This is a genomic window from Gillisia limnaea DSM 15749 (assembly GCF_000243235.1).
Lineage (GTDB): Bacteria > Bacteroidota > Bacteroidia > Flavobacteriales > Flavobacteriaceae > Gillisia > Gillisia limnaea.
The window spans coordinates 2363258-2376254 of record NZ_JH594606.1; the positions used below are offsets into that span (position 1 = coordinate 2363258).

Sequence of the window (12997 nt, forward strand, 5' to 3'; positions counted from 1 at the left end):
ACTTTGTTCATACTTCAACCTGTTTTTCTATTCGTTGTTTTGGTTGGTGTTCAAGAACTTTTTAGAGGATCCTCTTTTTTCTGAGATGTAGCTTTTGCGACATCTTGGAAAATGTGGTGAGGACTTTTCATTCTTTATTCTCTCCAGCTTTTGCCTTCCCATTTAATGATATTGAACATTTCCGGCAGTCGGTCTCCAATATGATTTCCATACCTGGCAGCTACAGCCGATGGATTTTCATTGGTGGTCACAAATGTTTTAAGTTTCTGGTGGTGTCTTTCAAAAAGTAGTTTACCAATGATTTCTTCCCTATTGTACGCTTTATCTTCTTTTCCCAGATCGTCCAGGTATAACTTTCCGCGGTAATAATTTTCGAGTTTAAAATTGCTGCCTGGATTTTTTTGAGATTCATAATATTGGTGGAGCATATGAATGGTCGATATGCGGGGAAACCAAAGTTGCGTATTTTGGGTTTTAGTCACTATTGTTTTTCCAACTTCATGAATAGCATCGAAAAGCGTGGATTTACCTACTCCGTAATCCCCATATACCAATAAGCCTTTATCCAGATCTGCCTTATTTTTAATCACCCCGTATTCGTTAAAATCAGGTAGTTGCAAAAAATACCTGAAAATACTGTAAATTATTTTTTTGTTTTGGGGCTTGATTATGAATTGAGGTGCCTGAGAGCGGAATAGCCTCCAAAAAAGTTGTTTTGTGATCAACGGTTGATCATTGCTATTAGCCTTAATCTTTTGGGTTTTTGGAGCAAGGATTTCTGAAGTTGTACTAATCATAACTTTTAATTTTATCCTGGACCCTGATGTCCATTTCTTTTATTTTCACCGGCATTTTTCCCTGAGCGATAAGCTGACCTATTTTTTCCCTAAGCTTATTGGTATCCAGGATAATCCCGTTCCAGAATTCATCTTTTTGTAGCAGTTCATAAGCCAGTTGTAAATGAGCTACGGTAATTCCGTCATTTTCTATCATTTTCCGAATAGGTTCTACGAAATCTTCATACCCCACCTCTTTTATTTTTTTCAAAGGCGCACCCTTATTTTTTAAATTTTTCAGAAATAGCTCTTGAAATTTAATCGCCCAACTAAATGAAAGTTTTTGATCGGGGACAACTTCAAAATCTTTGACTTCCATTAACGGCTTTGTGTTTAAAGTTTTAAGGTTTATAGGTTTATTGTTTCCTTGTTTATCTATACTAGCAATGCTTTGGCCGGTGCTTCGGACTTGCTTTGTATGATGATTGGACAGTGCCTTGTCCAATGCTTGGGGAGGTGCATTGTTATTTTTTACCAAAGCAATGATGTTGGCGGTGTACTGATTTTTGCTTTTCTGAATCCATTTTATAAATCCCCAATCCACCAGATCTTGAATTGCGCGGATATAGGTTTTATAATTTTTGATGCCCAGTGCTTCCATTGCGAGATCTGTTGGAAAGCCAAATTCCTCTTTCCATCCCAGCCGGTTGCAGCGTTCTATTGCAAAAAAGTAAATAGCGGTATGGTTTGGTTTTACCTTATGAGGGTTTGCAAAACTAAAATCGAACCATGTGCGGGAAAATTCGTAGCCGGTCATTTCACTAAGGATTAAATTTTTTTAGTAGCCAGGAATTAAGTTTTTCCCTTTCGAAATAGATGAACTTCCCCCGGGGTTTGAAATGGGGGATTTTTTCGGTGGAGGTAAGCTTGTACATGTAGCTTCTCGAAATGCCGGTGTACAGGCAGGCTTCCTCCAGGGTGAGTACTTCTTTGTTTGCCAGGAGCAGTTGCTCAATGCGAATCAATCGATCTTCCAATTGTAAATTATCCATAATTTCTATTTTTTTAAAAATCAACAAGTCCTGTTGTCTTTTGTTTATGGAAACAAATGAATAACGAAAATCCTTGAAAATCAATAGGGTAAGAGGTAATCTAGTAGTAATTACCTTATAAATTCTTCTTAAGAAGCCGGGAGATATTCCCGAGGTAGGAAGCTTTGTTGTTTTTCCAGTCGGAAATGTTTTTGGTAGATAAGGTATTCTCGATTCCTTCTGAATTTTTTAGGACGAAATAATAATTTGCAAGTTCCTTCATCTGCTGATTTTCGAGATTTTCGAATCCAACAAAAAGTTGACTCAGAAATTCCAGCAGGGTTTGCCGGTTTACCTTTTTAGGTAATTTAGGAGAAGAATCTGTCCATACCAAACGCTTTATTTGTGAAACTGGTTTCAACTGAATTAACGCCTGAAAAGTTTGATAGTCTCCGCTGAAATGTTTTTCTGAAAAAGCTTTAAAAATAGTATTTTCCTGAAGTTTGGTTAATGGAATTGCCTTAAGATTTGGAAGATCAAATTTTTTGGATTCATCCTCTGTTAAAGTATAAACCTCCATCACATTTGAATTCTTTCTGATCCTTTTTCGCTTTGTAATAAAATGAATTGCAGAAATGCACAAGAGGGAGGAGGAGATATAAATGAGACTGAATAGAATTTTAATCCAGACGGCAGAAGGGGTAGCCCATGTATAATATAGAAGCCCGGTTAGAAAGAGAAGGCAGCATACAAAAAAGATTTCCCCGATTCGCGAATTGGTTTCCCGAATGAGGGAATTGAGAAAAGTTTCCAGCTTTTCCCTTACCTGAAGTGTGAAAATTGCAATGCGCTCCAAAAACATCCTATCTTTCTTACTATCATCCAATTAAAGATAATGAAAAGAAGGAATAGCTTTGGCCTTAAAATATTCGGTTATTCCAATTTTAAAAAGTAAGAAGTACTTCTCCCTCCACCTTCCCTGGTAAGAATACCTTTGTCATAAAGATCTTGTAAATCCCGTGTTGCAGTTGGTTTGGAGGTTTTATTTAAGGAAACATATTTTCTTGCATTCATTCCGCCATCAAAAGCTTTGGGACCAGATTTAAGCATACGTCGAACAGCTTTTTCCTGCCTTTGGTTTAACTGATGTTTATACCGGTCAAAAAACTTAGTTTTTTTAAGGGTAAATTCAATCAGGGATTCGGCATCTATCTGGGCAGATATAGTAGTTTTTACAAAGTAAGTAATCCAGGGCGTGATTTCGTTTGATCTTTGGGCCAGTTGCAAAGCAGCATAATATTCTTTCTTTTCTACTTCCATAGCTTTCGAAAGACTCAATACTATGGGCCTGTCCATATACTGTGACAAGGCTTTTTCTGAAATGGCCCGTCCAATACGTCCATTTCCATCTTCAAAAGGATGGATTGTTTCGAAATAAAGGTGTGCAATTGCCGCCCTAATGATTGGTTTTTTTATTTCCATTTCTCCTCCGCGGCCGGTTTGGTTAAACCACTGGATAAAGAGGTTCATTTCTTTAGGAACTATTTTAGAAGGAGGAGCCTCATAATGTATTTTTTCTTTTCCCATTGCTCCCGATATTACCTGCATTGGTTCTTCATGAGTTCGCCATTGCCCAGCCTGAATTGTGGAGTTCCCTTTCATTAACAAGGTATGCCAGTTGAAAAGGTTTTCTTCAGTAATATATTCTTTAAAAGTTTTTTGGCCATCGATCATCAATTCTGAAATGCCTTCGGCGGTTTTATCTTTGGAAATAACATCGGTTTTTAATCCAAGATTCTTTTTAATAGAGGACATTACATCTTTCCTGCTAAGATATTCTCCTTCGATTTCTGAAGTTTTAATAGCTTCGGAAACCAGTAATTCTATAATGGCTTCACTTTTGGTTTCTTCCGGAAGGCTTTCTAAGATTCCATTAATTTTGCCTGATTTTTCTGAAAATTCATAAAGCATTGTTTCCACGTGGTCGGTGGAGTACTGAAAGTTTGGCCAGTCTGCCTGTTGCCAGTTATATTTCATGAGCCGATTATAAATCTTATTCGGCTCAAATATACACAATTAATGATTGGATTAAGAAAGTTATTCGGCTCATAAATTTTCTAAAACCTGATTATGTCAAATTCAAGAAGTAAGAAGTACTTCGCCCTCCACCTTCCTTTGGCAAGAATACCTTTGCCATAAAGATCCTGCAAATCCCTTGTGGCAGTGGGTTTGGAAGTTTTAATCAGGAATTGTTTTTAGTGCGTTCATTCCAGTTACACGAACTCTAAAAAAGCTTATTATTAATAATAATCACCTGAGCTTACAACCACTCCAATTGCAAACTTACGTCATAGCCATATTCTTCATTGCTTAGGTTGATTTCGGTGGGTTTTGTATCCCTGTAATCGGTAAGCCGAATGCTTAATTCCTGGGAACTCCTGGCCAGGTCCTGGCCAATACCATTTCCGTCATCATCCCCAATTCCAAACTCAATTATAGAACGGTCCGAAATATAAAGTTCTTCCTGGGACAGATCCCACTCTAGTTGTTGCTGATTTGGATATATAGGGGAAAGGTACCATAACCTCATATCTACAGTGGCTTTGGAAAAATGGATATTTTTTAACTTGCTGAGTGAAAAAATTATATCGGCCAGTCGGTTTGGGTCGTCTTCAGCATATTCTTCGTCCCAGGTGCCATTCATGTTATAAAACGAATTGATCCTGAAGCCAATAACTTTCACCGCGTTTCCGCGTGTAACATTAAAATTCAGGGTTTTAGTTGTCTTTTTTCCGCTGATACTGGTAAATTCCAACTTCACGTCTTCGTTACGTATGTATCCAAATTGGAAGTGCAGGTTAAGGGTTTGCTCATCCAGCCCAGTACCAGGCATCAATGAAGAAACCGACTGCGTGCTATTTTCAAGAATTCGAGTGATTTCAAAAATTGCTTCATTGGATTGCACCTTAACTTCAAAAGGAATATCCACTGTAACTTCAGTTACAGAAGGTGTAAGGGTTACGCTAAAAGCTTCCTTAATTTCAGGAAGCTGTTCAGTTGCGGAATCAGGACTACACGAAAAACAAAGTGTTAGTACCCATATCAGTAAGATTCTTTTTTCCATATTCAATTTTGAGAAAAACTGAATAAATGTATAATAAAAAAGGATTCGAAAAGTATTATATTTTGAGATTTGAAGAAATTATTTCAGTTAGCTAAGCAACCTTTCCTGCTAAGATATTCTCCTTCGATTTCTGAAGTTTTAATAGCTTCGGAAATCAATAATTCAATAAAGGTTTCGGTTTTAATGACTTTCGGAAGGCTTTCTAAGATTCCATTAATTTTTTCCTGCTTTTTCTGAAAATTCATAGAGCAAAGTTTCCACGAGTTCGGTGGAGTACTGAAAGTTTGGCCAGTCTGCTTGTTGCCAATTATAGTTCATTAGCCGATTATAAATCTTATTCGGCTCATAAGTTCCGGCGGATCTTTATTAATACAATTTGTGGAGTAGAGGACTTAGCGGTTTAGACCGGCTAGGTCGAAATCAAGTTATTACTCCAGAGTCAATAAAATTTTCCCAATATGCTCACTGCTTTCCATTAGTTTGTGTGCTTCTGCAGCATCTGCTAGCGGAAACTTTTTGTAAATAACAGGGTGTATTTTTTCAGAAATAAATAAAGGCCATATATTTTTTTCCACATCCTTCGCAATCTGAGTTTTTACGGCAGCAGATTGGGGCTTTAGAAAGCTTCCCGTCAAAATGAGATTTTTACCCATTATGGTGCGAAGATTAATAGTTGCCTCCAAACTCTTCATTCCGTTAATATTAATTAGGCGACCTTTTTTATTTAGAATTTCGAGATTCTTTTGAGTATAATCTCCACCTACCATATCTAAAATCACATCTATTTTTTCATCTTTGAAGACTTCTTCAAAAGCCTCTTTTTTGTAGTTTATTGCAGTGCCGAGCTTCATTTTGTTAAGAAAATCGATCTTTTTATCACTGCCAGCGGTGGTGTATATTTTAGAACCCAAAGCTTTAGCCATTTGTAAGCCCATAGTCCCAATTCCACTGGTGCCGCCGTGTATAAGTAATTTTTCATCGGGCTGCAGTTTCCCCAAATGAAATACGTTGAACCAAACGGTAAAAACAGTTTCGGGAATTGCAGCGGCGTCTATCAAACTTATTCCATTAGGAATGGAAAGACAGTGGGAACTATCCGCCGCAACATATTCTGCATAACCGCCGCTTGCAATTAGTGCACAAACTTTATCACCAATTTTTTTGTCGCTTACATTATCGCCAATTTCTGTTATTTCACCAGAAACTTCTAGGCCGGGGATCATTGTCTCATTAGATCCTTTGCCATAGGTGTTCATGTTTTTACGTGTAATAACATCGCTACGATTTACACCCGCAGCTTTCACTTTGATAAGAACTTGGTTTTTCTCCAGTTTTGGCTTTGGGGTTTCTTTTAATTTTAATACTTCCGGTCCACCGGATTTTGTTATATGAATCGCTTTCATTTCTTCTGTTTTTCTGTTAATATTAATAAACAAAATATTTCGTAGCTCTATTATAAAAAAAGCATAAGGTTTTAAATTTATTGAATTCTAATTCCTATTCTTTTTGAGGTGCTTATTGAAAGCATTTCGTTTGGGGTTAAAACAATCACAGATGTAAGCAATGGAAGTGTGTCTAATGTTTTTTGAAACTGTAATACCTAAAGCTTGAAACCTCGAATAATGCGTCTGCCTAAGAAAGTTTCGCGCTGCTTACAAATGAACTCAGCCGTAGGTTTATAACTCAAATGTATTTTGTTTTTGTGTCTAGAGGTGTCCGTTTAAAGTTCTCTTTAAGTAAATTGCGGTTTTACTTTGTTTATTTTTTGCGACTTTTTCCGGCGTTCCTGCTGCTACCACTTTTCCACCTTCTTCTCCAGCTCCGGGACCTATGTCAATAATCCAATCACTTCCAGCCACCACCTGCATATCATGCTCTACCACAATTACGGTATTGCCTGCATCCACCAATCTCGCAAGCTGAAGTTGTAATTTTTCTACATCGGTTGGATGCAAGCCCGTAGTTGGCTCATCTAAAATATAAAGAGTATTCCCCCGGCTTACACGCTGAAGTTCTTTTGCCAGCTTTATACGTTGCGCTTCTCCACCGGAGAGCTCAGTTGCCGGCTGGCCTAAACGTAAATAACCCAAACCTACTTCCTGCAATACTTTAAGGGGGCGACTCACCCGGTCTTCTTTCTCAAAAAATTCCGCTGCTTTATTTACGGTCATGCTAAGAACTTCTGCGATATTTTTTTCGTGATACGTGACTTCCAGGGTTTCGGCATTATAACGAGTACCGCCACAAACAGTGCAGGGAGCATAGACACTCGGTAGAAACAACAGTTCAACCATCACAAAGCCTTCACCCTCGCAATTGGGACATCGGCCCTTTCCTACATTAAATGAAAAGCGACCGGCATTGTAATGACGCGATTTAGCTAATTTTGTCGAGGCAAATAATTTTCGAACCACGTCAAACAAGCCCGTGTACGTGGCAAGATTGGAGCGTGGTGTTCTACCAATTGGTTTCTGATTGACCACGACCATACGTTTTATGTTTTCTGAACCTGCGGAAATTTTACCACCTAGTGTCGCTACATCGTCCTGTTGTAAGTCATCTTCTACTTCCTCATCGGTAGATAGGCCATTTCCTAATTGGACGGACATTAATTCGACCAAAACCTGACTTACCAAACTGCTTTTACCCGAGCCTGAAACGCCCGTAACACTCGTCAATACGCCTAAAGGAAAAGACATCTCAAGGTTCATCAAATTGTTTCTGGTAACTCCACTTAATTTCAACCATCCTGAAGGTTTCCGGGGTGTAGATTTTTCAAATGGGAGATCATTAAAAAGATGTTCTTTGGTTTTAGACCGTGGAATATTTTTTAAACCGGCCGGTGGGCCACTGTATAAAATTTCTCCACCACCTCCGCCAGCATCCGGACCTACATCTACTATCCAGTCGGCATGGCGAATCACATCCAACTCATGCTCGACGACAAAAAGCGAATTACCGGAAGCTTTCAATCTATCCAAAGTCTTTAGTAAGGCTTCGGTATCAGCGGGATGTAATCCTGCAGAAGGCTCGTCTAATACATACACCACCCCAAATAAATTACTACGTACCTGGGTGGCAAGTCTTAAACGCTGATGTTCGCCAGGTGATAAGGTAGGTGTGCTGCGCTCAAGTGATAGATAGCCAAGTCCTAATTCCAATAAAACAGTTACTCTCGCAACAAGATCTTCGGCAATACGTTGGGCCACCATTGCTTTCTCCTGGTGATTTTTAGCTAATTTAGTAAGACCCGGCGCCGTGCCATCGCCATAAGGAGCGAAAATAGAAAGCAACATTTTTAGAGGTAGTCTCGAAATGTCGGCAATATCATAATCTGCAAAAGTTACAGAAAGAGCTTCGCGATTTAAACGTTTACCATTGCAGTTAGGACATTCACTACTCAGCATGTATTGTGACACTCGTTTTTTCATAAGTGCACTTTGCGTATTTGCAAATGTGTGTAATACATGTTTTTTGGCGCCCGTGTAGGTGCCCATATAACTTGGTTGCCTCTTTTCTTTAATGGCACGTTGTACCTCATCCCGGTTTAAGTTTCGGTATACCGGCACCTGTGGTTTTTCGTTTGTAAATAAGATCCAGTCGCGATCTTTTTTTGGAAGATCTTTCCAGGGAACATCAACATCGTACCCCAGAGTGCTTAAAATGTCGCGAAGATTTTTTCCCTGCCAGGCAGTCGGCCAGGCAGCTATGGCTTTTTCCCGAATTGTCAGGCTATCATCAGGGACCATACTTTTTTCGGTTACTTCATAAACTCTACCAAGTCCATGGCATTGAGGGCAAGCGCCTTCCGGGGTGTTGGTTGAGAAAGAATCTGCATATAAAATAGATTGACCTTCTGGATAATCGCCGGCGCGGGAATACAACATGCGCAACAAGTTAGACAATGTGGTCACGGAGCCTACTGAAGATCGGGTAGACCCAGAACCTCGTTGCTGCTGTAAAGCAACCGCTGGAGGCAGACCTTCAATCTCATCTACTTCCGGTATTGGCATTTGATGAAAAAGCCGCCGTGCATAGGGCGACACAGATTCGAGATACCTTCGCTGCGCTTCGGCATACAGGGTGCCAAAAGCAAGTGATGATTTACCCGAGCCAGAAACTCCGGTAAAAACTACCAGGGCATCACGGGGAATTTCCAGAGTTACATTTTTAAGATTATGTTGCCGTGCTCCACGTACAGCAACGAAGCCTTCTTTTTGCGTCTTTTTTTCACCCGGTTTTTCCATGCCTACGAAGGGACCAAAAAATATACCAAGAACCTATTGAAACAGCTTTAAAACTGATGCTTTTGGTTAAGTTTAACGCTCAATTCAGTTCGAAACAGTTCAAAATCTGTTGAGACTTCCTTTAAATTTATATGTAATATCTTGCAGTAGGGTGTCAGAAACTTGTGCAACGGTTACTGACGCTGTGTCCAGTTAAAATGTGTATTTAGTTTTATTTTTATCTCCTGTTTTTTTAAATAATTTAAGTTCTACTCCTTTTTTCAAATCCCGACTAGCTGTTGCACCAGAGATATCTTTAAAAATCTCCATATAATCCTTTCTGGAAAACGTCCTTTTATTGAGTGAGATGAAATATTCAATTCGGTCTTTTTCAGTTAATATGCGGCTATTGAAGTCTAATAGTTCATCTAAAGATTTATTGATTACTTCAAGCATATATTTAATAAATGCCGTTGAATTTCCCGATTTATCACTATCGGATAGCGCTTTATAGTATTTCTTCTGGTCTTTGCTTATCAATGTTTCAAAGGGTAAATATTCAAAAACAGGATATTTTTCCATTAATATTAAAGTTTGCCATAGTCTACCCATTCTGCCATTTCCATCTAAAAATGGGTGGATAAATTCCATTTCATAATGAAAGACACAACTTTTTATTAACTCTATTTCTTCCGATGATTTTAAATAATTAAATAAGTCTTTCATCAAATATGGAACATTTTCGTGGGGCGGAGCATAGTGTTCCACTTGTGAATCTTTCATGATACCTACACCTTGTCTTCTATATTTTCCGGCATCTTCAATTAGATTTTCCATTAAATTTTTATGGCATTCTAAGAATGATTTTTCATTAAATGGTTTATAATTTTCTAAATGTTCATAAACCTCAATTGCATTCAAAACTTCCTGAACGTCTTTCTTTGGGCCAATTATCCTCTTATTTTCAATTAAATCGGTAATCTGTTCTTCAGTCAATGTGTTACCCTCAATTTTTAAAGAGGAGTGAATTGACTTTATCCTATTTTCCTTTCTTAGTTTGGAAGAAGGTTTGTTAAGATAGTTGGCGTTGATAGCTCCAACTTTTTCAGAGATTGAAGTTATTAATCTTAAAATATTATGGGTTATATCGTAAGGTGGTTTCATTTGATACTATCATTTGATATTATCAAAGGTAAGATCATTTCATTATTATTCGAAGAGAAATCCCGATATTTAATTGGGCACAACATTCCTAATTAATGTAAATAGCCTGAAGTAAGGACGATAACTTGTCGGCCTAGTTGCTTTGTTCCCTGGTCTTTGAAATGTCACTTTTCTCTGGAATACCCGCTATTTACGATTAACCGATGTTAGCTTTTGTTATCTAGTTCAATGAGAATTTCGATTTCATCCTTTAGTTTAGGAAGGTGATTTATCAATATAGACCAGATGTTTTCATCCGAAATACTGTCATATGCGTGAATCACTTGATTTCTAAGTCCACCAAATATCAACTTTACATTAGTGATTTTATTTTCGAAACTCGAATCTTTCTTTAATATCCGGTTTATTGCTTCTCCAATAATTTCTAAATCTCGCTCAACCGCTCTTTTAAGCATTAAGTTTTCACGATATTTGAAAAAGTCCATTTCTGAACTTTCAAAGTAACTCTAAATTTCATTTAAGGCAATCTTTACATCAAATAGCCATTTTAAAATTCTTTCATCCATAAATTAATTCTTTCGTTTTATTAATAGAATTAATAAGAATTGGATTTTTCAAAGTCTGTTCCTCTATAAGGTCAATATCTCGTCCGAGTAGTTTTTTTAGATTTTCCTTGAAATGCATATAATTTTCAAAGTATTCCGCTAAATCGAAAGGTTTAAATTTAACCAAAAAATCAATATCGCTTTCGTCTGAGAAGTTGGAATTCAGAGCCGAACCAAAAAGGTACATTTTATCAACATGGTAAGTGTCACAAAGTTGATTCAATTTTTCAATATGATTCTCAAGTAATTTCATATTTTCAAATTTAGCTAAAAATTATTTAGAACATTTATTCTGAGTTCAAATTAATTCAAGCAACGGTCTTGGTTTAATTTAAGTAGCGTAGAGGTATTGTCGGCTTAGTTGCTTTGTCCCCTGGTCTTTAAAATGTCACTTTTCACTGGAATACCCGCTATTTGTGGGTAACCGATTTTGTAACCAGTATTGTTACAATCATATACTATCAAATTCTATAAAATCATATTCTGGTGAAGAATCAAAAAGTTGTCTAAGTATAGCAGCGTGACCATTACCATAAATAACTAATATTCTATCATCAGTGCCATTGTTAATTTTTTGGATCTTTCTAAAAATTCGCAAATTTCTATTATACCACCATACGGACAAAATATCCGCTCCTCTTTCATTCTCTAATTTAAAATCTCCTACTAGATATGCCCCAAATTCATATTTATGATGTTCTCTTGAATTGATGTATTTATAGTAACTCAACAAATTCATTTCTGTAGGTAATTTTCCTATGGTTTTGTACCATTCGTTTGTTATTTCCCATAATGGATCATCACTTTTGAAATCAAAACCTTTGAAGAGATTTTCGGTATACGTTGAATCTAATTCTTGCAAATCTTCAACCATAGGATTAGCATCGATTGCGTACAAGGTATCTAGGTTTAACTCCGATGCTATTCGTATTCCTAATTGATAACGTTCGCTTCTTTCATCCCTAAACTTCCCCTTTTTATATTCTCTTAATTTTTCCGTTGCATTAAAGTTATCCCAAGCTTCTATGACTACTTTGGTTGGTTTAAATTGCTTAATATAATTGACTAACTCGGTAACTTCCTTCTGTTTAGATTCTTCCAATACATCAATTTGGTCTTTTTTGTCTGTTTTGGCTGCATCTAAGTTGGGATAATCTAGATGAATAGTTCCAACTACTAATATTTTGGTCCTTTCGTTGGGAAAATATTCCGACGGAGATTTTAAATCAGTTTTTTGTGCATTAGCCTGAAGAATTAAGAAAAATAGAAGAATGTAAGTTGTAAAATTATTTTTTATCATTTAAAGTTCTTTTTTGGTTCTCTGTAAATTTTGGCTTCAACGGTTTTAGGTCCGCAAGTAGCGTTGAGTAGGGACGAGTTCTTGACGGCTTTGCTGCTTTATTCCCTGGTATCTAAAATATCACTTTTTACTGGAATACCCGCTATTTGCTGTTAGCCGTTAAGTGCAGGTTTTATAGTTCATTATCTTTCAAGTCCTTAGCCAAACTTGCTATTTTTAACCTTCTATTCCGCTTTAAATATTCTAAATCTGATGAATTGTCAATCATTAACTGAAGTTTATAATAATTTATATATTCAAGTACTCCGAAAACATTGGCTAAAATGCCCCATAACATTAAGTTTTCGGGTATAATTTGCCAGTTATTTTGATAAATTTGAATTCCAAATATTAATGGAATCAGAGAAATTAAAATTAAATTTAATTTTTTGGAGTTCTTAAAAAAATTTAAGTTTTTTTCTTGATTGAACGGCTTATTAATCAATCTGTATAACTTCAATTTCCAATAGTGTTGACCTTGAATTAATAGTATTATACAGATTAAAAGTCCGTATAGAAGAAAAAATATATCTGTGATTGAATTGTTAAGAATCAGATAAACCAAAATCAATGGGAATGTCACAAAAGCGTGGAATCTTTCCATTGGATAATAACTCTTCAATCTTTTAATCAGTTTTTGTTTACTCATTTTTATTTAGTTTGTTACCAAAGGTCTTGGTTCGCTAGTAGCTTGGAGTAGGGACGGGTACTTGTTGGCTTAGACCTGATTTT

Annotated in this window: 15 protein-coding genes; all 15 read right to left on the bottom strand. The window is 36.9% G+C overall.

The window, feature by feature from the left end; genetic code table 11:
- Positions 1 to 134 precede the first annotated feature (134 nt).
- Positions 135 to 797 (bottom strand): P-loop NTPase family protein, encoded by a 663-nt coding sequence (locus GILLI_RS17765; RefSeq protein ID WP_006989451.1) that lies wholly within the window; start codon positions 795 to 797, stop codon positions 135 to 137.
- Entirely contained in the window at positions 790 to 1593 is an 804-nt protein-coding gene (locus GILLI_RS12365; RefSeq protein ID WP_006989452.1) for a hypothetical protein, read from the bottom strand. Before GILLI_RS12365 ends, GILLI_RS17765 begins: the two co-directional genes overlap by 8 nt.
- Positions 1594 to 1597: 4 nt before the next feature.
- Positions 1598 to 1828, bottom strand: a complete 231-nt coding sequence (locus GILLI_RS12370) for a helix-turn-helix domain-containing protein (protein WP_006989453.1) — start codon at positions 1826 to 1828, stop codon at positions 1598 to 1600.
- A gap of 115 nt (positions 1829 to 1943) precedes the next feature.
- A complete protein-coding gene (locus GILLI_RS18435; protein WP_156798671.1) occupies positions 1944 to 2387 on the bottom strand; it encodes a hypothetical protein in 444 nt (147 codons plus the stop codon).
- A 353-nt stretch (positions 2388 to 2740) separates the two neighbouring features.
- A complete protein-coding gene (locus GILLI_RS12380) occupies positions 2741 to 3844 on the bottom strand; it encodes a Fic family protein (RefSeq protein ID WP_006989455.1) in 1104 nt (367 codons plus the stop codon).
- A gap of 283 nt (positions 3845 to 4127) precedes the next feature.
- The gene (locus GILLI_RS12385) at positions 4128 to 4931 is read right to left on the bottom strand and encodes a hypothetical protein (protein WP_006989456.1); all 804 of its coding nucleotides are present in this window, start codon (positions 4929 to 4931) and stop codon (positions 4128 to 4130) included.
- 83 nt (positions 4932 to 5014) lie between these two features.
- Positions 5015 to 5176, bottom strand: coding sequence for a DUF4172 domain-containing protein (locus tag GILLI_RS18155; RefSeq protein WP_084810953.1), 162 nt, complete (start codon positions 5174 to 5176; stop codon positions 5015 to 5017).
- A complete protein-coding gene (locus GILLI_RS19250; RefSeq protein ID WP_084810954.1) occupies positions 5145 to 5249 on the bottom strand; it encodes a DUF4172 domain-containing protein in 105 nt (34 codons plus the stop codon). Before GILLI_RS19250 ends, GILLI_RS18155 begins: the two co-directional genes overlap by 32 nt.
- Before the next feature lie 110 nt (positions 5250 to 5359).
- Positions 5360 to 6334: an NAD(P)H-quinone oxidoreductase gene (locus GILLI_RS12390; protein ID WP_006989457.1), complete on the bottom strand. Its 975-nt coding sequence runs from the start codon at positions 6332 to 6334 to the stop codon at positions 5360 to 5362.
- A gap of 303 nt (positions 6335 to 6637) precedes the next feature.
- Positions 6638 to 9178 (bottom strand): excinuclease ABC subunit UvrA, encoded by a 2541-nt coding sequence (gene uvrA, locus GILLI_RS12395; RefSeq protein ID WP_006989458.1) that lies wholly within the window; start codon positions 9176 to 9178, stop codon positions 6638 to 6640.
- 192 nt (positions 9179 to 9370) lie between these two features.
- A complete protein-coding gene (locus tag GILLI_RS12400; RefSeq protein ID WP_006989459.1) occupies positions 9371 to 10321 on the bottom strand; it encodes a Fic family protein in 951 nt (316 codons plus the stop codon).
- A 206-nt stretch (positions 10322 to 10527) separates the two neighbouring features.
- Positions 10528 to 10806, bottom strand: a complete 279-nt coding sequence (locus GILLI_RS12405) for a HepT-like ribonuclease domain-containing protein (protein ID WP_006989460.1) — start codon at positions 10804 to 10806, stop codon at positions 10528 to 10530.
- Positions 10807 to 10879: 73 nt separating this feature from the next.
- Entirely contained in the window at positions 10880 to 11179 is a 300-nt protein-coding gene (locus tag GILLI_RS12410; protein WP_006989461.1) for a nucleotidyltransferase family protein, read from the bottom strand.
- Between the two features lie 198 nt (positions 11180 to 11377).
- Positions 11378 to 12226, bottom strand: coding sequence for a DUF5694 domain-containing protein (locus GILLI_RS12415; RefSeq protein WP_006989462.1), 849 nt, complete (start codon positions 12224 to 12226; stop codon positions 11378 to 11380).
- Between the two features lie 172 nt (positions 12227 to 12398).
- On the bottom strand, positions 12399 to 12914 hold the full coding sequence (locus tag GILLI_RS12420; RefSeq protein WP_006989463.1) for a hypothetical protein: 516 nt from the start codon (positions 12912 to 12914) through the stop codon (positions 12399 to 12401).
- Between the last annotated feature and the right edge of the window lie 83 nt (positions 12915 to 12997).